Origin of the sequence: Acidovorax sp. M2(2025) (assembly GCF_049330835.1) — a bacterium.
In the GTDB taxonomy this organism is placed as follows: Bacteria; Pseudomonadota; Gammaproteobacteria; order Burkholderiales; family Burkholderiaceae_C; genus Acidovorax.
On record NZ_CP186262.1, the window covers coordinates 2,815,624 to 2,837,758 of the forward strand.

The 22,135-nt window shown below is 67.2% G+C and carries 26 protein-coding genes and 1 pseudogene; 20 read left to right on the plus strand and 7 right to left on the minus strand.

Translation table 11 applies throughout. From position 1 onward, the window contains the following. Positions 1 to 17 precede the first annotated feature (17 nt). The 17 genes and pseudogenes from ACOYR3_RS13055 (at position 18) to ACOYR3_RS13135 (ending at position 13,391) form a co-directional block, all read left to right on the plus strand. Positions 18 to 848: a hypothetical protein gene (locus ACOYR3_RS13055; RefSeq protein WP_422842804.1), complete on the plus strand. Its 831-nt coding sequence runs from the start codon at positions 18 to 20 to the stop codon at positions 846 to 848. Next, positions 845 to 1,693 carry an aspartyl/asparaginyl beta-hydroxylase domain-containing protein gene (locus ACOYR3_RS13060; RefSeq protein WP_422842805.1) on the plus strand — a complete coding sequence of 283 codons (849 nt, stop codon included), beginning with the start codon at positions 845 to 847 and terminating at the stop codon, positions 1,691 to 1,693. Before ACOYR3_RS13055 ends, ACOYR3_RS13060 begins: the two co-directional genes overlap by 4 nt. Beyond that, positions 1,681 to 2,706, plus strand: coding sequence for a sulfotransferase family protein (locus tag ACOYR3_RS13065; RefSeq protein ID WP_422842806.1), 1,026 nt, complete (start codon positions 1,681 to 1,683; stop codon positions 2,704 to 2,706). The genes ACOYR3_RS13060 and ACOYR3_RS13065 overlap by 13 nt, the downstream gene beginning before the upstream one ends. Further along, entirely contained in the window at positions 2,703 to 3,902 is a 1,200-nt protein-coding gene (locus ACOYR3_RS13070; protein ID WP_422842807.1) for a hypothetical protein, read from the plus strand. The genes ACOYR3_RS13065 and ACOYR3_RS13070 overlap by 4 nt, the downstream gene beginning before the upstream one ends. 15 nt (positions 3,903 to 3,917) lie before the next feature. Beyond that, positions 3,918 to 4,442 (plus strand): phage tail protein, encoded by a 525-nt coding sequence (locus ACOYR3_RS13075; RefSeq protein WP_422842808.1) that lies wholly within the window; start codon positions 3,918 to 3,920, stop codon positions 4,440 to 4,442. A gap of 227 nt (positions 4,443 to 4,669) precedes the next feature. Further along, positions 4,670 to 6,193 carry a CoA-acylating methylmalonate-semialdehyde dehydrogenase gene (locus ACOYR3_RS13080; protein ID WP_422842809.1) on the plus strand — a complete coding sequence of 508 codons (1,524 nt, stop codon included), beginning with the start codon at positions 4,670 to 4,672 and terminating at the stop codon, positions 6,191 to 6,193. 146 nt (positions 6,194 to 6,339) lie between these two features. Next, positions 6,340 to 6,720 (plus strand): lysozyme inhibitor LprI family protein, encoded by a 381-nt coding sequence (locus tag ACOYR3_RS13085; protein WP_422846586.1) that lies wholly within the window; start codon positions 6,340 to 6,342, stop codon positions 6,718 to 6,720. A 45-nt stretch (positions 6,721 to 6,765) separates the two neighbouring features. Beyond that, positions 6,766 to 7,932: an acyl-CoA dehydrogenase family protein gene (locus tag ACOYR3_RS13090; RefSeq protein WP_422842810.1), complete on the plus strand. Its 1,167-nt coding sequence runs from the start codon at positions 6,766 to 6,768 to the stop codon at positions 7,930 to 7,932. Positions 7,933 to 8,195: 263 nt separating this feature from the next. Beyond that, entirely contained in the window at positions 8,196 to 8,726 is a 531-nt protein-coding gene (locus ACOYR3_RS13095; RefSeq protein ID WP_422842811.1) for a TfoX/Sxy family protein, read from the plus strand. Between the two features lie 25 nt (positions 8,727 to 8,751). Beyond that, positions 8,752 to 9,141, plus strand: a complete 390-nt coding sequence (locus ACOYR3_RS13100) for a DUF488 domain-containing protein (RefSeq protein ID WP_422842812.1) — start codon at positions 8,752 to 8,754, stop codon at positions 9,139 to 9,141. Between the two features lie 315 nt (positions 9,142 to 9,456). Further along, entirely contained in the window at positions 9,457 to 10,344 is an 888-nt protein-coding gene (gene mmsB, locus ACOYR3_RS13105; protein WP_422842813.1) for a 3-hydroxyisobutyrate dehydrogenase, read from the plus strand. A 197-nt stretch (positions 10,345 to 10,541) separates the two neighbouring features. Beyond that, on the plus strand, positions 10,542 to 11,078 hold the full coding sequence (locus tag ACOYR3_RS13110) for a hypothetical protein (RefSeq protein WP_422842814.1): 537 nt from the start codon (positions 10,542 to 10,544) through the stop codon (positions 11,076 to 11,078). A 68-nt stretch (positions 11,079 to 11,146) separates the two neighbouring features. Beyond that, positions 11,147 to 11,290 (plus strand): annotated as a pseudogene (locus ACOYR3_RS13115) (hypothetical protein); the annotation flags it as partial. A 32-nt stretch (positions 11,291 to 11,322) separates the two neighbouring features. After that, the gene (locus tag ACOYR3_RS13120; RefSeq protein WP_422846587.1) at positions 11,323 to 11,430 is read left to right on the plus strand and encodes a DUF1010 domain-containing protein; all 108 of its coding nucleotides are present in this window, start codon (positions 11,323 to 11,325) and stop codon (positions 11,428 to 11,430) included. 22 nt (positions 11,431 to 11,452) lie between these two features. After that, positions 11,453 to 11,947, plus strand: coding sequence for a hypothetical protein (locus ACOYR3_RS13125; RefSeq protein WP_422846651.1), 495 nt, complete (start codon positions 11,453 to 11,455; stop codon positions 11,945 to 11,947). 73 nt (positions 11,948 to 12,020) lie between these two features. Further along, positions 12,021 to 12,449 (plus strand): hypothetical protein, encoded by a 429-nt coding sequence (locus tag ACOYR3_RS13130; RefSeq protein WP_422842815.1) that lies wholly within the window; start codon positions 12,021 to 12,023, stop codon positions 12,447 to 12,449. Between the two features lie 264 nt (positions 12,450 to 12,713). After that, positions 12,714 to 13,391, plus strand: a complete 678-nt coding sequence (locus ACOYR3_RS13135; protein ID WP_422842816.1) for a hypothetical protein — start codon at positions 12,714 to 12,716, stop codon at positions 13,389 to 13,391. A gap of 259 nt (positions 13,392 to 13,650) precedes the next feature. On the opposite strand, the gene ACOYR3_RS13140 is transcribed toward ACOYR3_RS13135, so the two are convergent. From ACOYR3_RS13140 to ACOYR3_RS13155, 4 genes are all read right to left on the minus strand, one after another. Beyond that, a complete protein-coding gene (locus ACOYR3_RS13140) occupies positions 13,651 to 14,256 on the minus strand; it encodes an isochorismatase family protein (protein WP_422842817.1) in 606 nt (201 codons plus the stop codon). A 15-nt stretch (positions 14,257 to 14,271) separates the two neighbouring features. Continuing rightward, entirely contained in the window at positions 14,272 to 15,213 is a 942-nt protein-coding gene (locus ACOYR3_RS13145) for a ribose-phosphate diphosphokinase (RefSeq protein ID WP_422842818.1), read from the minus strand. Between the two features lie 2 nt (positions 15,214 to 15,215). Then, complete coding sequence (locus tag ACOYR3_RS13150) at positions 15,216 to 16,853, minus strand: thymidine phosphorylase family protein (RefSeq protein WP_422842819.1); 1,638 nt, start codon at positions 16,851 to 16,853, stop codon at positions 15,216 to 15,218. Positions 16,854 to 17,009: 156 nt separating this feature from the next. Then, positions 17,010 to 18,098, minus strand: coding sequence for a PQQ-dependent sugar dehydrogenase (locus ACOYR3_RS13155; protein WP_422842820.1), 1,089 nt, complete (start codon positions 18,096 to 18,098; stop codon positions 17,010 to 17,012). A gap of 207 nt (positions 18,099 to 18,305) precedes the next feature. On the opposite strand from ACOYR3_RS13155, the gene ACOYR3_RS13160 reads away from it, so the two are divergent. After that, positions 18,306 to 18,887, plus strand: coding sequence for a C40 family peptidase (locus ACOYR3_RS13160; RefSeq protein ID WP_422842821.1), 582 nt, complete (start codon positions 18,306 to 18,308; stop codon positions 18,885 to 18,887). A 67-nt stretch (positions 18,888 to 18,954) separates the two neighbouring features. On the opposite strand, the gene ACOYR3_RS13165 is transcribed toward ACOYR3_RS13160, so the two are convergent. Next, on the minus strand, positions 18,955 to 19,341 hold the full coding sequence (locus tag ACOYR3_RS13165) for a hypothetical protein (RefSeq protein WP_422842822.1): 387 nt from the start codon (positions 19,339 to 19,341) through the stop codon (positions 18,955 to 18,957). Between the two features lie 235 nt (positions 19,342 to 19,576). Here ACOYR3_RS13165 and ACOYR3_RS13170 point away from each other — a divergent pair, with 235 nt between their 5' ends. Both ACOYR3_RS13170 and ACOYR3_RS13175 read left to right on the plus strand, forming a co-directional pair. After that, positions 19,577 to 19,828, plus strand: a complete 252-nt coding sequence (locus ACOYR3_RS13170) for a GlsB/YeaQ/YmgE family stress response membrane protein (RefSeq protein ID WP_422842823.1) — start codon at positions 19,577 to 19,579, stop codon at positions 19,826 to 19,828. Positions 19,829 to 19,913: 85 nt separating this feature from the next. Then, entirely contained in the window at positions 19,914 to 20,414 is a 501-nt protein-coding gene (locus tag ACOYR3_RS13175; RefSeq protein WP_422842824.1) for a hypothetical protein, read from the plus strand. A 36-nt stretch (positions 20,415 to 20,450) separates the two neighbouring features. On the opposite strand, the gene ACOYR3_RS13180 is transcribed toward ACOYR3_RS13175, so the two are convergent. Together ACOYR3_RS13180 and ACOYR3_RS13185 are read right to left on the minus strand one after the other, a co-directional pair. After that, the gene (locus ACOYR3_RS13180; protein ID WP_422842825.1) at positions 20,451 to 21,476 is read right to left on the minus strand and encodes a Bug family tripartite tricarboxylate transporter substrate binding protein; all 1,026 of its coding nucleotides are present in this window, start codon (positions 21,474 to 21,476) and stop codon (positions 20,451 to 20,453) included. Positions 21,477 to 21,557: 81 nt separating this feature from the next. Further along, positions 21,558 to 22,046 carry a DUF3237 domain-containing protein gene (locus tag ACOYR3_RS13185; RefSeq protein ID WP_422842826.1) on the minus strand — a complete coding sequence of 163 codons (489 nt, stop codon included), beginning with the start codon at positions 22,044 to 22,046 and terminating at the stop codon, positions 21,558 to 21,560. Positions 22,047 to 22,135: the final 89 nt, after the last annotated feature.

Sequence of the window (22,135 nt, forward strand, 5' to 3'; positions counted from 1 at the left end):
GTTCATTCCAGGGATTTATGAAACGTACCGCTTTCCTGCACAAGTCGCTTTGGGCCGGTCAGGCCTGCATGGCACTGGCTTCCTTGACGGTCCATGCGGCCGACGTCAGCGTCACGCCGCCGCCAGGCGGTGGGTTTGTCGTCAAGGGCCCCGCCAACGCCGAGCGCCTGCGGGTTCAAGACAGTGGCGACGTGTTCATGCCCAGCCTGGGCGGCACGCCCAGCAGCAATGCCAATGTGCTGTGCTTTGACGGTCCGTCCGGCCGGCTGGGGCATTGCGCAGCGGGCGCCATCACGGGGGCCACCGGCGCAACGGGGGCCACCGGGGCCACCGGCCCCGCAGGCGCCACCGGGGCCACCGGCGCGACGGGGCCCTCCGGCGCAACAGGTGCCACAGGGGCCACCGGCCCCGCCGGGCTGACCGGCGCTACTGGGGCCACGGGCCCTGCCGGCCCTTCGGGCACACCAGGAACCCCCGGTGCCGCGGGCGCTACCGGGCCTACCGGCCCGACCGGAGCCGCAGGCGCCACCGGAGCGACCGGTCCCCAGGGCCCTGCGGGCAGCGCGCTGGTGGTGACCGTGCGGTCCGCCACGGCTGCAGGCAACGCAGACACCTGCGCCGTCATCGCCTGCTGCAATGCCGGCGAAAAGGTGATCGGCGGTGGCTACCAGGGCGCCAACAGCGTGGGCGGCAACAATGCCGGCGCGGTGTTCGTCGCCTCCAGCTTCCCGACATCCGGCGGTACGTGCGGGGTGGGCGTGCAAAGCTGGACGGTTCAGCTGCTGAACTCCTACCGCGAGGCAACCCAGACCACCTCCTGTTCGTCCTACGCCATCTGCGCGCAATGACCGCTCCCGGGCTCTTTGCCGAGCGATGGCCGCAGCCAGATGGATTGCGGGCCGTTCCGACCACCCGCTTGCCGTGGCGGTTCGACACCGCCGCAGCCTTGGCGGAAGTGAACGCTCTGCCGGAAACGCTGTGGCGCACCCACTTCAACGAAGGCCGCCACGATGGCGGGTGGCAGGCGCTGGCCCTGCGTTACGCGCCGGCCGCCGCCATGGACGTGGTGCCGCTGGAGGCACCGCCTTCGGCCTATGAGGAAGCGCCGGCGCTGGCACAGGTGCCCACGCTGCGCGCCATGCTGCAGGCCATGGCACTGCCCTGGAAGTCCGTGCGCCTCATGCGCCTGCTGCCGGGCTGCGAGATCAAGGAGCACGTGGATGCCGGCTTGAACGCCGCGCGCGGCGAAGCCCGGCTGCACGTTCCCTTGCAGACCGGGGAGCGCGTCTTCTTCCACGTGGACGGCGAGCGTGTGCCGCTGCGCGAGGGCGAGTGCTGGTACATCGATGTGTCCCGCCCGCACCGCGTGCGCAACCGCGGCGACCTGGCACGCATCCACCTGGTGGCGGATGCGGCGGTGGATGCCCGCCTGGCCGAAGCGTTCGCGCAAGGAGACCGCGGCGACCCCTTGCCCGGCGCCAGCGACCCCTGGGAAGCCTTTCTCCGGTTTCGGGACTTCGTCGGCACCGATGCCGACTGTGCGGCGCGGCTGAGCGCCATTTCGGACCCCGCGGAGTTCAAGGAAGCATCGGTGCGCCTGGGCGCCGCGGCGGGCTTCCCGTTTGACCCCTCGGACGTGGAATCGGCCATGAAGGCCGGGCGCCGCGCATGGACAGAACAATGGGTGCTGTAAATTTCAGCGGCTGGCGCCCCATCCGGTTCTACACGCACGCGGGCCGTGTGCAGGTGGACTGGATGCGCCTGGGGGACGAGCCCCTGCTGGCCCCGTTTTTCCAGGACAGCATCCAGCGCCAGATGCGGCATCCGTTCCACCAGGCCTTCCGCCGGCAAACCCCACTGGAAGACCTGCTGGCCTGGCACGCACAGTCTCCGGGCCTGGCGCCGTCGCTCATCACGTTCCACGTGTCGCGCTGCGGCTCCACCCTCATCACGCAAACCCTGGCCGAGAGCCCGCACCACCTGCAGCTGTCCGAACCCGCGCCGGTGGACTATCTGCTGCGCGTGGCGCTGCCCCAGGGACTGCTCGACCGGGCCACCACGGTGCAGGCGCTGCGGGCATGGAACAGCGCCTGGGCACAGCGCAGTGATCCGGCCAGTCCGGCCCTTCAGTCCTGCAGCCTCAAGATGGACGCGTGGAATACCCGCCATGCCGCCCTGGTTGCCGAGGCCTGGCCCAACGCCCCCTGGCTGTTCCTGGCCCGTGAGCCGCTGTCGGTGATGGTGTCGCAGATGCGCGAGCGCGGATTCTTCCTGGTGCCCGGCAGCCTGGGCGACTTCCTGGACGGCGTCGCCGCCGAAGACCAGCTGCGCATGCCCACCGAGCAGTACTGCGCCCGCGTGCTGGGCGCCATCTACGCGGCCATGGTGCGGGAGTTCGCGCCCGCGCGCACGCTCCTGCTGGACCATGCCGATCTGCCCGGCGCAATCATCGACCAGGTGCTGCCCCACATGCGGTGGCACGTGCCGCCGCAGGACCACGCCCGCATGCGCGAGCGCCTTACACGGCACAGCAAACACCCCCACCAGCCGTACGTTCCGGACACCTTACCCAAGCACAGCATGGCCAGCGATCTTCTTCACTCCGTGACCGCGCAATGGATCACGCCCCACTACCAAGCGCTCCAGGACCTGCGGCGTGCCCACGGCACAGCCACCAGCCCCCAATCCGAGGAGGCCTTGCCATGACCACCGCCCTGCCCCGGCGCCACTTTCTTGCCAGCAGCGGCGCGGCCATGGCGGCCGGCCTGCCGGCGGGGGCCCGTGCCCTTGCCGCGCCAGCCGGGCGCGCGCCCACGCGCTGGCGCATCCTGGGGGTTGCCCCGGCCTCTGAAAAGCTTCCGCAGCTGGCGGACGACTACCGCCGGGGCGTCGAGCTGGGCCTGGCCCAGGCCGGCGCCGGGCAGGTGTCGATCGACTGGCTGAGCGCAGGACCGCTGCCGTCCAAGCCCACCCGCGCCATCGACGCCAAGCTGCGCACGGAAAAGTTCGACGCCGTGGTGGGCTGGATGCCCCCCCTGCTGGCCGACAACGTGGCGGCGCTGGCCGGGCCGCGCGGAATCCCGCTGTGGATCAGCGACAGCGGTGCGGATATGCCAGTGCAGGCCGGGCAGGCCGCGCACCGGCATCCCTGGCAGGTGCGCCACAGCCTGGAACTGTGTCCCATGGCGTGCGCGCTGGCCGAGCAGGTCTATCGCCAGTGCGGGCCGCGCGCGTTCCTGGCCCTGGGCTGGCACGAGTCGGGCTATGACTTTGTCCAGGCCTTCCAGCACCGTTGGCGCACGCTGGGCGGCCAGATTGTCGGGCGCCATATCGCGGGCACCCCCGAGCAGCCCCATGAGTTCAGCGGCCTGCGCGAGGCCACCGTCTCCCTGCAGCCGGACGTGGTGGTCGCCCTCTTCTCGGGCAGCCAGGCCCAGCGTTTCGGCCAGTGGTGGCGCACCCAGCGGCCTGCGCGCAGCGCGCTGGCGGGCTTCCCGTGGCTGGCCTCGCCGGACACAGGCCTGCCGGCCTGGACGGTGGGCAGTTGGCCTGACGCGGAGCGCGCGCCCCAGCCATGGGCCGGGCTTTTCACCCGCGCCGGCTTGGCATGGACGCCCGCTGCGCTGCTGGGCGCAGAAGCTGGCGCGAGCCTGGGCGCGGCCCTCGCCGCAGCGCACCCTGGCGCCAGCGCAAAAGACGTATGGGCCGCCCTGCATGCCGCCCCGTTGGCTGGGCCGCGTGGCGAGCGCCGCTGGCAGGACGCAGGCCAGGACAGCGCCGGCCCGCTGTGGCACGCCACGGCCGCATCTGCCAGCGCCGGGCTGCAGCACCAACATCCACCGGTCTTGCCGGCTGCGTCTCGCGCGCGCGGCGGATGGACCACCGGCTACTTTCTGACTTGATGATGAGGAATTGCTATGAGTGAACCGTTTATTGCTGAAATCCGGATGTTTGCGGGCAACTTTGCTCCCCGCGGTTGGGCCTTTTGCATGGGGCAAATCATGTCCATTGCCCAGAACACTGCCCTCTTCTCCCTGGTGGGCACGACCTACGGCGGCAATGGGCAAACCACCTTCGCGCTGCCCGATTTGCGGGGCCGGGTTCCGGTCGGTACGGGCCAGGGGCCAGGGCTACCTCCAGTAGACCTTGGCGAGATATCGGGCAGCCCCACGCACACCCTCATCATTACGGAGATGCCCGCGCACAACCATGTGGTGTCGGTCCCGGCCTCGTCTGCCATCGGCACCCTGGACGCGCCTGCCAATGGCTCCGTTCCCGCAGCCTCCAACCAGCGCAGCGCGCAGTTTGCGCCATCGGGCAACGTGCAATTGAGCGCGACCGCCGGGATTTCGGGCGGCAGCCAGCCGTTTTCGATCATGCAGCCCTACCTGGGCATGAATTTCATCATTGCCCTGCAAGGGATCTACCCGTCGAGAAACTGAAGGCGGCGCAAGCCGCGCAGCCGCAGCAATACGCAAAGGGGCTGGCCCATGGGGCCGGCCCTTTTTTTGCCTGCGCCGTCCAATGCGCCAGCGCAGCGCGCCACAGCGGAGCCTGTGCATAAAAGCACAATCAGGTTGCAGTTTGCGCAGTTGAAATTACATATTTGCACGCATACCATGCGCGGACCGCCTGACCACAGGCCCACCCCCTTCGAGGAGACAACCGCATGAATGCCCCCGCCCCCGTGGCCGCCCTGGCCCCCACCGTCAAGCTGCTGATCGGCGGCCAGTTTGTCGATTCCAAGTCCACCCAGTGGCGCAATGTGGTGAACCCGGCCACGCAAGAGGTGCTGGCCCGCGTGCCCTTTGCCACGCCCGAAGAAATCAACGCCGCCGTGGCCAGCGCCAAAGAGGCGTTCAAGACCTGGAAGAAGACGCCCATCGGCGCCCGTGCGCGCATCTTCCTGAAGCTGCAGCAGCTGATCCGCGAGCACATGGGCGAGCTGGCAGCGTTGCTGACGGCCGAGCAAGGCAAGACCCTGCCCGACGCCGAAGGCGACGTGTTCCGCGGCCTGGAGGTGGTGGAGCACGCGGCCGGCATCGGCAACCTGCAGCTGGGCGAGCTGGCCAACAACGTGGCGGGCGGCGTAGACACCTACACCGTGCTGCAGCCCCTGGGCGTGTGCGCGGGCATCACGCCGTTCAACTTCCCGGCCATGATTCCGCTGTGGATGTTCCCCATGGCCATTGCCACGGGCAACACCTTCGTGCTGAAGCCGTCGGAGCAAGACCCCATGGTGACCATGCGCCTGTGCGAACTGGCGCTGCAGGCGGGCATCCCGCCGGGCGTGCTGAACGTGGTGCACGGCGGCGAAGACGCGGTGAACGCCATTTGCGACCACCCGGACATCAAGGCCATCAGCTTTGTGGGCTCCACCAAGGTGGGCACCCATGTCTACAACCGCGCCAGCCTGAACGGCAAGCGCGTGCAGTGCATGATGGGCGCGAAGAACCACGCCATCGTGGCGCCCGACGCCAACAAGGAGCAGACCCTGAACGCCCTGGCCGGCGCCGCGTTTGGCGCCGCGGGCCAGCGCTGCATGGCCCTGTCGGTGGTGGTGCTGGTGGGCGAATCGCAAAAGTGGATTCCCGAGCTGGTGGCCAAGGCCAAGACGCTCAAGGTGAGCGGCGGCACCGAAAAGGGCACCGATGTGGGCCCGCTGATCTCGTGCGCCGCACGCGACCGCGTGAGCAGCCTCATCGAACGCGGCATTGCCGACGGCGCCACGCTGGAGCTGGACGGCCGCAACCCCAGCGTGCCCGGCTACGAAAAGGGCAACTTCGTGGGCCCCACCATCTTCAGCGGCGTGAAGCCCGGCATGGCCATCTACGACCAGGAGATCTTCGGCCCCGTGCTGTGCCTGGCGGCCGCCGACACGCTGGACGAAGCCATCGAGTTCATCAACGCCAACCCCAACGGCAACGGCACGGCCATCTTCACGCAAAGCGGCGCCGCAGCGCGCAAGTTCCAGGAAGAGATCGACGTGGGCCAGGTGGGCATCAACGTGCCGATCCCCGTGCCCGTGCCGATCTTCTCGTTCACCGGCTCGCGCGCCTCCAAGCTGGGCGACCTGGGGCCCTACGGCAAGCAGGTGGTGATGTTCTACACCCAGACCAAGACCGTGACGGCGCGCTGGTTTGACGACAGCACCGTGAGCCAGGGCGTGAACACGACGATCAGCCTGAAGTAATCCCCCAAGGGCGGCTGCGCGGCTGCGCCGCTCCCCCTTTCCCTGCATGGCTGCGCGATGCGGAGGGGAACACCCGTCGCGGCCCGTGGGGTCGGTGGTAAAAGCGGGGCATGCAAACTTATCTGACAACGATGCGGGGATGGGCCATGGTCTTCGGCGCTGCGTGCGGGATGCTGGTCGGGGCCCAGGCCCACGCACAGGCCGGGGCCGCCTGCAACGCTGCGGGCACGGTGGAAGAAACCAATGCCTGCGCCGTGCAGGCCTTCCAGGCGGCCGACACGGAGATCGCCATCCTCTACGGCGACGTGATGCGGGCGCTGGCGGCCCACGAACGGCCGCAGCTGCGCCAGGAGCAGGCGGCCTGGCAGCGCGAGCGCACCACGCGCTGCAAGCAGGCACAGCGCAGCAGCGAGTCGGAGCCCGAGTGGCCGCGCCTGTACCACGAGTGCCTGACGGCCGAGACCCAGGCGCGCCGCCGGGGCCTGCTGCGCTGGCTGACGCCGGACCATCCCTCCGCCAAGCCCTGAACCCTGCCCCAGAACAACAAGAACCGACGACGAGACCCGAACACCATGGACTTTGAGCTGACCGAAGAACAACGCGCCTTCGCCCAGACGGCGCGCGACTTTGCCCAGGCCGAGCTGGCCCCCCACGCCGCCCTGTGGGACGCCGAGGGCATCTTCCCCCGCGAGGCCATCGCCAAGGCCGGCGAACTGGGCTTTTGCGGCCTGTATGCGCCCGAGGCCGCCGGCGGCCTGGCCCTGCCCCGGCTGGACGCCACGCTGGTGTTTGAAGAAATGGCGGCCGTGGACCCTTCCACCACCGCCTTCATCACCATCCACAACATGGCCACCTGGATGCTGGGCACCTGGGCCACCCCCGAGGTGCGCGGCCTCTGGGGCCCGCAGCTCACCAGCGGGCACAAGCTCGCCTCCTACTGCCTGACCGAACCCGGCGCGGGCTCGGACGCCGCCTCGCTCAAGACCCGGGCCGAGCTGGTGGGCGATGAATACGTCCTCAACGGCAGCAAGGCCTTCATCAGCGGCGCGGGCAGCACCGACCTGCTGGTGCTCATGGCCCGCACCGGGGATGCGCAATCCGGCGCCAGCGGCATCAGCGCCTTTGCCGTGCCGGCCGATGCGCCCGGCATCAGCTACGGCAAGAAGGAACACAAGATGGGCTGGAACAGCCAGCCCACCCGCACCATCAGCTTTGACAACGTGCGCATTCCCGCCAACCACCTGCTGGGCCAGGAGGGCGAAGGCTTCAAGATCGCCATGAAGGGGCTGGACGGCGGGCGCATCAACATCGCCACCTGCTCCGTCGGCGCCGCCCAGGGGGCGCTGACCCAGGCCCAGCAGTACATGCAGGACCGCAAGCAGTTCGGCAAAAGCATCGCCAGCTTCCAGGCGCTGCAGTTCAAGCTGGCCGACATGGCGACGGAGCTGGTCGCCGCCCGCCAGATGGTGCGCCTGGCCGCCAGCAAGCTCGACGCCGGTGCCCGCGACGCCAGCACCTACTGCGCCATGGCCAAGCGCTTTGCCACCGACGCCGGCTTCAACGTGGTCAACGAAGCCCTGCAGTTGCACGGCGGCTACGGCTACATCCGCGAATACCCGCTGGAGCGCCTGCTGCGCGACGCGCGCGTGCACCAGATCCTGGAGGGCACCAACGAGATCATGCGCGTCATCATTGCGCGGCGCATGCTCGATGGGGACGCGCCGGAGGTGATTCGATGACCCGCGGCGCATTTGCTCCATTTTTCATAGCTACTAGCGCTTTCCCTATAAGCGCTAGAAGCCAATTTGACTGATGAACGATCTGCCCTGGACTGGAACACCCGCCTGCGGCGCTGGGGCTTACTCCCTCTCCCCTCGCGGGAGAGGGTTGGGGAGAGGGGGCCGCCCCCATACAACGCCGTTTTCACGCCCTCACCCACCAGAGGTAGGGGCGCCAGAGCCCTCCGAGCCAGGCACCTAGCCAGCCCCAGGAACCACCCACCATGCCCGCCCGCCCCCTCAGCGACGAAACCCTGCACCTGATCGACGCCGTGCGCAGCGCCCTCGCGCACCGCAGTGACGTGGACGAGCGCACCATGTTCGGCTGCTACTGCTTCTTTGTGGACGGCAAGCTGTGCATCGGCGTGAAGGGCGAAGACCTGCTGGTGCGCCTGCCGCCCGAGCAGCACGGCGCGCTGCAAGAAATGCAGAACACGCGCGAGCTGTCCCCCGGCGGCGGCATGAAGGGCTACTTCTGGGTGGAGCCCAACGGCTACGCCACCCGCGCGCAGTGGAACTACTGGCTGAACGAAGCCCTGGCCTACAACCCCCACGCCAAGGCCACGCCACCCAAGAAGAAAAAGAAAACTGCCACCGAGAAAACAGCCACCGCCGCCCGCCCGGCCGCCAAGACCGCGGCAAAAGCGCGTACGAAAGCGCGTACAAAAGCCACCGCCAAAACCGCAGCCAGCGCCCCGGCCCAGCCGAAAAAGCCCGCCGCCAAGAAGCACAGCATCTTCGAAGCCGACGACTGACCCCCGCCCCGGAAAGGCTCCTCCCATGCCCCTTCGCATCGTCCGCCTAGGAACCCCGCGCTCCGCCGAGGAAGGCACCCGCATCGGCACCGTGCGCCGCCCACCGCGCGGCGTGCCCAAGGCCGAGTTCGCCAGCCGCGACTACTACGACGTGTGGTACCCCCTGCTCTCCCCCACCCCCGAGCTGATGGCCCAGGGCCAGCAGGCCCAGACGGACAAGGAATGGGAGGCCTTCGTCAAGCAGTTCCGCAAGGAGCTGACCCAGCCCGAAGCCAGCCGCACGCTGGATTTGCTGGCCGCACTGTCGCACCACAGCGCCATGTCCGTAGGCTGCTACTGCGAGGACGAGGCGCGCTGCCACCGGTCCGTGCTGCGCGCCGAGCTGGCCAGCCGCGGGGCGGACATCCGCGAATGAATGTCCAACCTATTGGGTACACCAGCTGTATGCCCCAGATCCGCCCCCAACCGTTCGGGCTGAGCCCGTCGAAGCCGGGGCACGTTCTGGCCCGAGCCCTTCGACCGCATGCCTCCGATTCCCCCGCCCCGTTCGGGCTGAGCTCGTCGAAGCCAGGGCACTTTTACCCCAGTCTCTTCGAGAGGCTCAGTGCGAATGGGCCATTGAAGGCAAACAAATCATCAAACATTTTTAGCCCTTTGCGCTTGATGGACAAGCGCAAGCAGCTATCAAAACCATACCAACTTTCCCTTTCAAACCCAGGAGACACACACCATGAAAATCGCATTCATCGGCCTCGGCAACATGGGCGGCCCCATGGCCCACAACCTGCACAAGGCCGGCCACGAGGTACGCGCGTTTGACCTCTCGCAACCCGCGCGCGACAAGCTGGCCGCAGACGGCGTACCCATCGCCGCCGACGCCAAGGCCGCCGTGGCGGGTGCCGAAGTCGTCATCAGCATGCTGCCCGCCAGCCAGCACGTGGAAGGCCTCTTTTTGGGCGCAGGCGACCTGCTGGCCCAGCTACCCGCAGGCACGCTGGTGATCGACTGCTCCACCATCGCCGCCGCCAGCTCCCGCAAGGTGGCCGAAGCCGCCAAGGCCAAAGGCGTGGCCTTCATCGACGCCCCCGTCTCCGGCGGCACCGGCGGCGCCATCGCCGGCACCCTCACCTTCATGGTGGGCGGCGACGCGGCCGACCTGGAGCGCGCCCGCCCCGTGCTCGAAAAGATGGGCGCCAACATCTTCCACGCCGGCAGCGTGGGCGCAGGCCAGACCGCCAAGATCTGCAACAACATGCTCCTGGGCATCCTGATGGCCGGCACCAGCGAAGCCATCGCCCTGGGCGTCGCCAACGGCCTGGACCCCAAGGTGCTCAGCGAAATCATGCGCCGCAGCTCCGGCGGCAACTGGGCGCTGGAGAAGTACAACCCTTACCCGGGCGTGATGGAAACCGCGCCTGCGAGCAAAGGCTATGCGGGAGGGTTTGGGACGGACTTGATGCTCAAGGACCTGGGCCTGGCGCAAGAAAATGCGATGGCGGTGAAGGCTGCCACGCCGCTAGGGGGCATGGCGCGCAACCTGTATGCGGCGCACAGCTTGGCGGGACATGGCGCGGAAGATTTCTCCAGCGTGATCAAGATGGTGCAGAAAAAGGCTTGATGGGTTGGGCTGCGGCCCTTTGCGGATGAGAACGGGCGCTGTAGCATGTCGTTACAGCGCCCGTTATGGTTTTTATCCTGAAGTTCTTAGACTTGGCTAAATGAGGTTTTGATGAATTTATCTGGAGAAAACGATGTCAGAATTTTTTATCAGACCCACGGCTGCGGTTGTGGCGTCGTCCATTTCTAGTTAGCCCTATGCCGGATTTTTGGATTGCCATTTTTTCAAGCTCACTGCTGTCCGGTGTCGTTGGCGCACTTATAGCAGGTGCATTCGGCCTACGTGGTAAACGCAATGACTATGTCAATGATTATTTCAAGACGATAATTAAGCGCAGATTAGAAGCGTATGAACGGCTAGAGCAGCTGATAAATGCCCTTAAGTTGACTGTACTTGATGATGACCAGCGGCCTTACCATCAAGTATTTTCGAATGAGGCAACCTGGACTGAGGTTTACAAGTTATTTCTCGATTCAACATCCCATCCTCTTTGGCTGAGCAGCGAAGTGTTCTCAAAAACTCGGGAACTTAATATTATGTTTCTAAAAGCCAGTCATGACAAAAGAGATCTTATCGAATTCGGAAAATCTAACTATCCGCCTATTGCGGAACTCCGGGAGGAAGTTGAGCGGGTTCACGCGAAAGACATGCTGAACCTACACAACGTCGAACACTTCCTTAAACAAAAAAAGGAACAGAGAAGTGGGTTTGCATCCTTTGACCCCCGTGGCTAACTCGGCGCTCAAGCGGACGGCTACGCCGCCGCTTACCTTGGTTCGTTAGTCCCTTCACACTTCGCTTTATGCAGGCTGCCATTAACTCCAGCGCTTCGCCCTTCTCAAAGATTTCTCCTTGGGGGGTTTTGGTGCTCTGCTGGGCTTCGCCTGCATTCACTTTGTCGGCTTCAAGCCTTTTGGCCTCCAGCGCTTGTGCAGCAAGCGCTACCCGCTATCATTCTTGCAGCGCTGCGCCGCTTCCGTGGCGCAGCGCTTTTCATGGGCCGCACCCGTCTTCAAGTCTGGGCGCTCCCTTTTGGCCTTCGGGTCTAACTATTCGTCGCAGCCGACCGCCTACGGCGGCGACTGAACTCAGGGCGTTAGCCATCACCATGATCTCCGAAGCCACAATTTTGTTTCTGCAATCGAGCGCAGCCGTATTCATGGCCGCGGACTACTTCTTCAGAGAGGAGGAGAGAAGTCCTATCAACTCGGCAATTCAGCGCGCGTTGATACCAATGAACCAACAGATAGATGCTGATGTTAGGTTTCGTGTGCAAAGTGCTACGCAGAATCTTGCGTCGTTGATTGTCTCTGCCCTCTTCCTATTGTTGGGTTGGCTCGTAGTTGCGTTCCTGCTGCCAGCCATTGGTGGAGCAGTTGGCCCATGGGTTGTTGTTTTGCTGTCGCTGCTCGCGCTCGGCCTCGTTGCCGGCGGCATGCCAAAACTCTTAACCGCAATCGTTGGGTATCTGATCCCCGTTGCCATGGCTACTTCAATTGGGCTCGTACTCAAGTTTCTAATCCGGTGTCCCAAAGGCACGGTGTTCGGCATCGGCTTTTTGTTCTTGGTCGCGTCTTTTGCTTGCCGCTGGTACAACCTCTGATGGCTAACCTCTCATTCCACCGGACCTGCGCGAAGAGCCGCGCAGGCCGGTGAATTCAAACGTTAGGTATCGAATGAATTTTTCTGACATCTTAGGAGTCATTGGCGTTCTTCTTGGTATTGCCGGACTGGCTTATGCAGTTTACCAAACACATGAAAAGCGAAAACTTCAAGAATTCGTCCGATCACAAAGTTGGTACGTCTTTTCCAAAGCCAATAACGTCACAGGCATTGCACAAGCAACGCTGCGCACTTACAAGAAATCTCACTATCAAAATCAGAATATAGAAATCATAGAGCTCTTGGCAAAAACAGATGCTTTCGGCCAAGACTTATTCCGAGAAACCATTCGCCAGATCCAACTCAATGAGCCATTATTCACAAGAGCTCAAATTTCAAAATGGGTTGCTGATGGCAAGCTCGACAAGGATCACGCGCCGCTCTTCGAGCAATTATGCATTTCTGAGAGCGTGCCTAAAAAATCGGTCAAGCAGACCAGCTAACGCTGGCCCGCTTACCTCCAGCGTTAGCCGCCTGACATATCGTCACGATCGATCAATCAAGAAAGGTGAACCGCCCCGCATTCCGCAGAGGCCTGTTGGTTTAAGTCAGGCGGTCGGCGGCCTGACCAATGTTGGCGGGCACTCGACACAACCCGCACTACACCGTTCGCCCCCCAGCCGCCAACGTCGGCTACCCGACGCTCCCAACCGGGGCCAGTCCATACCATGCAAACCTTGATCCCACCCCCTTGACGAGACGTTTGCATGACTCCCTGGCACCCTGCCCCTTCTTCCCGCGCCGTGCGCATCGCCAGCATCGCGCTGGCACTCCTGCTCGGGCTGGCATTTGCCGCCGCCTACTTCACGCGGCAGACTGATCTGTTCTCGCTGCTGCCGCCCGACGGCGCGGCGCCGGATTTCAGCGCCGCGCAGCGGCAGGACTTGCATCGCACGTTTTTCACCATCTGGGCCGCTCTGGTGCTGGCCGCGCCGGCGCTGGCGTTCTTTGTGGTGCGGCGCGAATCGGCTCTGCTGGGCAGCTTGTGGCGGGCGTTCTGGACGGCTTCGCTGCTGGCCTTCGCGGTGCACTTCTACTGGGCGGTGGTGGTGATGTTTGGCAACGACTGGAGCCGCATCCTGCACACCTCCCGCGTTTCCGCACCGCGCCTGGACACGGTGTTTGCCGTGTGGTGGTGCGTGGATGTGGCGTTGGCCTGGCTGTACAAGGGCGAGCCGCTGTGGGTGCGGGTGCAGCGCTGGCTGGTGCACGCGCTGGCGTTCCTGCTGTTCTTCATGGGCGCGGCGCGCGAAGGCGAGCTGCTCGCGTCCCGCGTGCTGGGCTGGAGCTTTGCGGCGGTGGTGGTGGCGGCGTTTGGCTGGAAGCTGTGGATGCGCCGCGCACAGGCGCGGGCGCGGGGTCAGGCACCGCAGCCTGCGCGCTGACCACCGCGGAACAGCGCATGGCGCGCAGGCAATTGCTGCAAATTTAATAGCTGCCCGCGCTTGCTGGGCAAGCGCAGGAGGCCTAAAAGACCTGATTAGCGACTTACCTCAGACGCTTTCTCTTCCCCACCCGTTCGGGCTGAGCCTGTCGAAGCCTTGCACGCGCGCTGCAAGCCCTGGCTTCGACGGGCTCAGCCCGAACGGATGGAGTGGTATCTGAGACAAGTAACTAATCAGGCAAAAAGACCCTCAACCCGGGCTACTTGATCAGTGCCAGCACGTCCTTGAATGCCGGGTGCTCGCAGCTGCCCAGCCATTCAAACGCCACCATTTCGGTGGTCACCAGTTCGGCGCCGGCGCCGGCCAGGCGGTCGAAGGCGGCGTCGCGGTTGCGTTCGGTGCGGGAGCCGCAGGCGTCGGTCACCACCCACACCTCGAACTCGTCGTCGATCAGGTCCAGCGCGGTCTGCAGCAGGCACACGTGGGCTTCGCAGCCGGCGATGACGATGGTGCCGCGCTCGGGCGCTTGCTGGGCGGGCTTTTGCAGGTGCTTGGGCAGGCTGCGGGCGTTGCCGCCCTGCTGGGGCTTGGCGGGCGGGCGCAGCCATTCGCCCAGGCCTTCTTCCGTGGCGCTGAAGTGCATCTTGGCCAGGGTCTTGCGGCAGGCGGCGCGCAGCGCGGCGTCGTTGGGGCCCAGGCGCGAGGGGTTTTGCTCGGTGCCCCACACGGGCACGTCCAGGATGCGGGCCACCTCGGCCAGGCGGCGGGCGTTGGCCAGCACGGCGGGGCCTTCGTGGATGGCGGGCATCAGGCGTTCCTGGTAGTCCACCAGGACGAGTTGGGATTCGGTAGCGTCAAGCAGCATGGTTGGGAGGTTTCCTCAGCTCGAAACGCTGCATTGTCGCAGCGCCTGCGCCAGCGGCCCGGCCATGGGCACGGTGTTGCTGGGGTGGGGAATGCAGTCGGTGCTCCAGACTTCGCCCACGCCGGCGTCGCGCAGCACCTGCAGTGCGTCGCCCGCGAAGAGCGCGTGGGTCACGGCCACGTCCACCGATGCGGCGCCGGCCTGCAGCAGCAGGCGGGCAGCGAGGGCCAGCGTGCGGCCGGTGCTGGCCATGTCGTCCAGCAGAACCACCGCGCGGCCTTGGGCGTTGAGCGGCGGCAGCTCGATGGCCACGTCACGGTCGCCGTGGCGCACCTTGGTGCACACGGCGTGGTCAAAGCCGTGGCGCGCCGCGGCCTGGGCGATCCACTGGGCGGATTCACCGTCGGGCCCCACCAGCAGCGCGCCGGGGCGCCGCTGGGCAATCCAGTCGGCCAGCGGCTCGGCGCCGCTGAGGGCCAGGGCCTGCGGCACGGCAATGGCCTGGGAGAGCGTGTCGATGCGGTGCAGGTGCGGGTCCACCGTGACCACGGCATCGAACAGCCCGGCCAGAAAGCCGCCCACCACCTGCTGGCTGACCACCTCGCCGGGGTGAAAGGCCATGTCCTGCCGCATGTACGCCAGGTACGGCGCCACCAGCGTGAGGTGCTGCACGCCCAGGCTGCGCACGGCGCGGGCGGCCAGCAGCAGCTCCACCAGCTTTTCGTTGGGGTCGTGCAGGCTGCGCAGCAGCACGGCACGGGGCGGCAGGCGGCCTGCGGCATCCACCGGCAGGCGCAGCTTGAGCTCGCCGTCGGGGAAGCGGTGGCGGTCAATCTCCTTTGCGGTCAGCCCGGCCGCATGGGCCAGGCGCTGGGCGGGCGCGGCTTCGTCGGCAAAGTGCAGCAGCAGGCAGGCGGGGCCGGCGGCGTTGTGGGGTTCGGCGGGGTGTGCGGCCATGGTCAGAACTCCACGAACACCTTGGGCATTTCTTCGGCCGAACCCAGGTAGTAGCCGATGCCTTGCGCGCAGGCCTGGCGGGCAAATTCCAGGTCGGCCGGGTAGCTGGCGTGCACGCGGTAGAGCACCTCGCCCGCGGCCACGGTGTCGCCCAGCTTGCGCAGCAGGTCCACGCCAGCGCCGGGCACCTTGGGGGCGCCGGCCAGCCGGGCCACGCGGGCGATCTGGAAATTGTCGATGCCGGCCACCACGCCGCTGGTGGGCGCCACCACGTCCAGCGTCAGCGCGCCCAGGGCCGGGTGGTTGTGGTCGAACCCCTTGCCACCCTGCGCGGCGATGATGGCGTTCATGCGCGCCAGCGCCCGGCCGGAGTCCAGGATGTCGCGGGCAATGGCGTAGCCGTCGCCGCCGCGCACGTCGGGGTCGCACTCGATCAGGCGCCCGGCCAGGCGCAGGGCCTTCTGGCGCAGGTCGTCCGGCCCGCGCGGATCGTTCTGCAGCACGCGCATCACGTCGCGCGCCTCCAGCACCGGGCCCACGCCATTGCCCACGGGCTGGCGGCCGTCGGTGATGACCACGTCCAGCGACAGGCCCATGCGCCGGGCGACGTATTCAAACAGGCGCCGCAGGCGCTGCGCCTCGGGCATGGAGCGCACCTTGGCCGTGGGGCCGATGGGAATGTCCAGCACCAGGTGGGTGGCGCCGGCCGCCACTTTCTTCGAGAGGATGGACGCCACCATCTGCCCCGGCGAGTCGATGGACAGCGGCCGCTCCACCGAGATCAGCACATCGTCGGCCGGCGACAAGTGGGCCGTGCCGCCCCAGGCCAGGCAGCCCCGGTAGTCGCGCACGATGTCGGCCAGCTGCTCCAGCGGCAGCTCCACGTTGGCCAGCACCTCCATGGTGTCGGCCGTGCCGGCGGGCGAGGTGATGGCGCGCGAGGACGTCTTGGGGCACAGCATGCCGTGCGCCGCCACGATGGGCACCACCAGCATCGTCGTGCGGTTGCCGGGGATGCCGCCAATGCAGTGCTTGTCGACCACCAGCGGCTCGTGCCAGTCGAGCCGCCGGCCGCTGGCCACCATGGCATCGGTGAGGAAGAACACCTCTTCGCGGTCCAGCTCGTTCTGGCAGGCCACCACGAACGCGGTCAGCTCGATCTTGGAATAGCGGTGCTCGGCAATGTCGCGCACGATGGCGCCGAAGTCCTCGCGCGTGAGGCGCTCGCTGGCGATCTTGCGGAACAGCGCGCCCATGGACTCCGGCGGCTCGGCCTGGGCCACCGACACGGTGTGGCCATTGTCCACGTCCAGCTGGGCAAAGGCGTCTTCCGACAGCCCCAGCTCGTGGCAACCCACCAGGGCGGCGTCGTCCACCACGTTCACCGTGGCCAGGATGCGGCGGCCGTTGGCGCGCACCTCGATCTTGGACAGGGCCTGGAAGCCCTCGGCCCGGTAGACGGCGCAGTCGCGGTGCAGGTAGGCCACGTTCTCGCGCCAGGTGTCGATGGCCACGCGGCGCAGCGCGAGTTGCGAGCGCGGGGCGCCGCCCGGGTTGTCGGCAGAAAGCGGCGCGGCCCCGGCACCGGCCGGGGAATCCGCGCAAGGAGAGGAAGGAGGAGGAAGCGTCTCGGCGTGCATCGCGCCAGCCTAAACCGAAAACGCCCCGCCGCGGCACAGGGGCCACCCGGCCATCCGGCGGGCGGTGCAAATCGTCCACCCTTCATGATCCAGATCAAGACCGCCGCGGCCCCGCAAAACTTGTCCGCGCGGCGGCAGGCTCTGGCCCTGCTGCGCCTACTGCGCCGCTGGCAGGCGCAACAAGCGGCCCTGGGGGCTGTCGGTCAGCAGGTACAGCAGGCCGTCGGGGCCCTGGCGCACGTCGCGGATGCGCTCGCGGGGACCTTGGAGCGGCAGCGCCTCCTCCCGCAGCACCTTGCCGTCGCCCACTTCCAGCCGGTGCAGCGTGCCGAACTTGAGCGAGCCCACCCACAGGCTGCCCTGCCAGGCCGGGCCATAGCGCGCACTGGTCAGAAACGCCATGCCCGACGGCGCAATCGAGGGCACCCAGGTATGCAGCGGCTGCTCCATGCCTGCGCGGGCGGCGCCCTCGCCCAGCTTGCCGCCGCCGTAGTTCTCGCCATGGGTGATCACCGGCCAGCCGTAGTTGCGCCCCGGCAGCGGGCGGTTGACCTCGTCGCCTCCCTGCGGGCCGTGCTCATGCGTCCACAGCTGCCCGTCGGGCCCGAAGGTGGCGCCCTGCGGGTTGCGGTGGCCGTAGCTCCAGATCTCGGGCAAAGCGCCCGCCTGCCTGCGCAGCGGGTTGTCGGGCGGCACCGCGCCATCGGGGGTGATGCGCACGAGCTTGCCGTGGTGGTTGCCCAGCTGCTGGGCGTCGTCCTTGTGGTGGTAGCGCTCGCCCAGCGCCAGGAACAGGTTCCCGTCCGTCGCCTGGGCAATCCGGCAGCCAAAGTGCAGGGAGCTGGCCACCTTGGGCCGCTGGCTGAACAGCACCTTCACGTCCTGCAGGCCGGCCGCTCCCTCGGGCAGGGTGGCGCGGGCCAGGGCCGTGCTGTTGGTGCGGCTGCGGGATAGGCCAGGGGGGCCGGGTTCGGCGTAGCAGAAGTAGATACGGCGGTTGCGCGCGAAGTCCGCGTCCGTCACCACGTCCAGCAGGCCGCCCTGCCCGCCCGCCGCCACTGGCGGCAACCCGGCCAGCGGCGGCTCCAGACGGCCATCGGCCTGGACCACCCGCAGGCGCCCCGGCCGTTCGGTCACCAGAAACCGCCCACCCGGCAAAAATGCCACGGCCCACGGATGCTCCAGCCCCTGGGCCACGGTTTCCACCGCAAGGGGGGCCGCGGGCGCACCGGCGGGCTGGGTCAAACCACCGGTACCGGTGCCGGCAAGCGCTATCAAAAGCAGAGCTGCCCGCGCTGGACCACAGGGCGCTGCAAACGATTTTTTACCCAAGTTTTCCACGGCGGATTCCCCCGCGCCGCGACGGCGCGTTTTGACTTACTTCAACAAAATCAAGGGCTTGCGGGGTGATTATTTCTGATAAGCAACCATCACGTGGTACCCTTCGCCCCCATGTCCCGATGGCTCTGCACCCTTCTCCTGGCCTGCGCCACCTCCGTTCAGGCCGCTCCACAGGCGACCAACCCCGATGAAATGGACCGTTTTCTGACGGACAAGGGCCTTTTGACCCGTCTGGAAGACGTGAGCCAAAAGGTGGCCAACCAGGCCCACACGGTGGCCGACCGGGCGTCCAACCTCGTGGTCAACGCCATGGGCTTCCTGGGCGTACCGTACAAGCGCGGCGGCAACAGCGCAGAAACCGGCTTCGACTGCAGCGGTTTCGTGCGCGCAATGTACGAACAAACCGTGGGGCTCATGCTGCCCCGCCGCGCCGACCAGCAGGCCGCCGCCACGCAGGTGATCGACAAAAAGGAACTCCAGCCGGGCGACCTGGTGTTTTTCAACACCATGCGCCGCAGCTTCAGCCACGTGGGCATCTATGTGGGTGACAACAAGTTCATCCACGCGCCACGTAGCGGTGCCCAGGTGCGGGTAGAAGACATGGGCGCAGCCTACTGGGTGCGCCGGTTCAACGGCGCCCGCCGCGTGCCAACCTCCACCGCCGCTGCGGAAGACGCGCCCCAAGTCAAATAATCGAGCCGCCGCACTCTGCGGCAGCCGCCGAAGCGCCCCGCCCCGGGGCTCCTGAAGGTCCGCCGGGCTACGGCTTAACCTGGTACACCGTTTCGCTGCTGCGAATCGGCCCCCCGACCACATTCACGGGCCGCAGGGATGCGTCCCGCAGCATGGCCTTGGCCTGCTCCATGTCCGCCTGGTAACGTGCCCGGGCCTGGGATTCGCAGGCCTTGCGGTCCGCCGCCGCCATTGCGCGGCATTCTGCCAAGCTCACCTTCAGTCCCCCGCCGGCCTCGCGGATCGCGCTCTGGTAGCGCTGCTGGGGAATCGTGTCGGGCACGGCGCCGCGGGCCAGCGAGGCCTCGTCGTCGTTCTGGGCCAGGGCGGTACCCGGTCCGGCCAGCACGCCTGCCACAGTAAACGCGGCCGCGAACACCAGGGAAAAGGCGCGGGACGAACTTTTTTCTGCCATGTGTGCTTCCTTTCGATGCGAAGCTCCACTGTATTCCCCGGCATGCAGCCCGTACAGCAGGCTCCTGCCGCACAGCGATGTCAGACACGGCCCACAGGCCCCAGGCCTGCGTGTACCGCCCGCTGCAGGAATCGCAGGCACGGCCAGGGCGCGTTGTCCGACAAGCGGGGCTTCTTCCCCTTTCGTACAGTGAATCCAGACGCCTGCATGGCACAACAACCGGGGAAGAAACATCATGGAAGCGCTGTTGGACACACTGCTGGTAGGAGCCCTGGTGGGGCTGTTGGCCCGGGCCCTGCTGCCGGGGCACAGGCAACTCGGCTGGGTGATGACCCTGCTGCTGGGAGTGATCGGCGCTTTCCTGGCCACCTACGTGGGCCTGGCCATGGGCTGGTACCACCAGGAGGAAGCCACCGGCTGGGTGGCCGCGGTGGTGGGCGCCGCGCTGCTCCTGGCCTTGTTCAGCCGCTCCCGGGGCAACGGCTGACAGCGCCGGAAGCCTCCCATTGCTTCCGCATTGCGCCGTGTTGCGGTACAACATGCTCGTGGCATCCACACCCAGTTCCCTGCAAATGGCCGCCGGCAATCCGGCATTGACCGCCGCCGTGCAACGCAGCCGGCGCCTGCTGCACCGCAGGGCGCTGGTGGCCGCCGGCGCCAGCCTGGTGCCCGTGCCGGGGCTGGACTGGGCGGTGGACGCGGCCCTGTTGTCGCGCCTGCTGCCGCAGATCAATGCCGAGTTCGGCCTGGCGCCCGAGCAGCTCGACCGCCTGTCTCCACACAAACGCGAGCAGGTGCAAAAGGCGGTGGGCCTGGTGGGGTCGGTGCTGATCGGCAAGTTCATCACCCGCGAGCTGGTGCTGCGGGCCACCCAGACGGTGGGCGTGCGCCTGACCACCCGGCAGGCCGCCAAGTACGTGCCCCTGGCGGGCCAGGCCGTGGCGGCAACTTTGGGCTATGCCACCTTGCGCTACCTGGGCGAGCAACACCTTCGCGACTGCGTGCGGGTGGTGCAGGCGGCCCAGCTGCAGCTGCCAGCCCCATCGGTTGCCAAGGGACGAACGGCCCCCTGACCCGCGGCAGGCCGGGTAACGGCGGGAACCGGCGGCTCAGTCCGCCTTGAAGCCGGTGGCGGCCACGGCCTTGCCCCAGGTGGCCGTGTCGGCAGCGATGGTGCGGGCAAACTCCTGCGCGCTGGTGCCCGTCACGCGAAACCCCGCCTCTTCCATCTTCGCGCGGCCTTCCGGGGACTGCACGGCGCGCACCACGTCGGCGTTGAGCCTAGCCACGATCTCCGGCGGCGTGCGGGCCGGGGCGACGATGCCGAACCAGGACGAGAACTCCAGGTTGGCATAGCCCTGCTCCTTGATAGTGGGCACCTCGGGCAGGCTGGGGTTGCGGGTGGCGCCCGTCGTGCCCAGCGCCGCCAGCTTGCCCGCCTTGACCTGGGGTGCGGCGAGGCCGACGCTGGCGAACACGCCTTGCACGTCGCCGCTGAACAGCCCGCCCAGCGCGTCCGCAGTGTTCTTGTAGTGCACCGGCTCGGGCTTGAGCTTCACCGCGTCGCCAAACATGAAGGCGCCAAAATGTCCGGGCGTACCCGCGCCAAACGTGGCCAGGAACAGCCCCCTCTGCTGCTGCGTCCAGGCCACGAAATCCTTCACATTCCGCGCGGGCACCTTTTGGGGATTGACCAGCAGCACGAAGTCCGACGTAACCACCTGGCTCACGGGCACGAAGTCGCGGGCCGGGTCGTACGGCAGCTTGTTGTAGCTGCTGGGCGCAATGCTCAGCTGGCCGGTCTCTCCCAGCATCAGCGTGTAGCCGTCCGGCGCGGCCCGGGCGGCTTCGGTCGCGGCGATCAGGCCACCGGCGCCGGGCTTGTTGTCCACGATCACGCCCAGGTTGCCCCACCCTTCGGAGAGCTTCTGCGCCAGCAGGCGCGCCACGATGTCCGGCCCCGTACCCGCGGCAAAGCCCACGATGATGCGCACCGGCTTGCTGGGATAGCCGGCGGGCGCCGTTTGCGCGTGGGCGCCCGCCCAGGGGGCCAGGCCGGCCAGGGCGCAGGCAGCGGCCACCATGGCGCGGCGCAAAGGCTGGGCGCACGGCTGCGGGTGCTGGGGGTTTGTCATGGGTGTCTCCTGTTCTCGTAGGTTGTCAATGTCCTGGGCCAGGGCGCCGCACCCGGCGAAAGCGGGGGCGGCGCGTGCTGCCTACTGCAGCTCGAAGAAGCGCATGGCCACTGCGTCCGGGTAGCGGGCGCCGGTGCCCACAAACAGGCGCTCGGCCACCCACGACCATGCCGGCGAGGCCGTCTCGAAACTGGGGCTGCAGCGGAAATAGATCTCGGCCGGATTCACCGGCTCGCCCCGCACCAGGCGGGCGATCAGCTCGGCAGGGCCCGAACGCACGGCGCGGTTGTGCACATACAGGCGGTCGCCGCCGTCCATCTCCAGCACGTAGCGGGCATCCAGCTCGGACAGCCGCTCGTTCACGATGAGCTGGAAATCCGCGCCGCCGGGCAGCACCCGCGCCGTCCAGCCGTTGCCGGCGGCGGTGCCGCCCAGGATGGGGATCACCCTCCGCACGCCGTGCGCGGTGCGGCCCACCTCCTGGGGCGTGCCCACCTCCACGCGCAGGTCGGCAAAAAAACGCAAGGCGGGCGGGGGCATGACGGAGGTCTCGGTGCGGGATTCAGGCATGGCGTTAGCGTAAGTCCCGTTGCCCGGCCCGCCTGTCATCCCGGAGGATGACGGACCAACCCGGAGAGTGCGGCGCACATCCCCTCCAT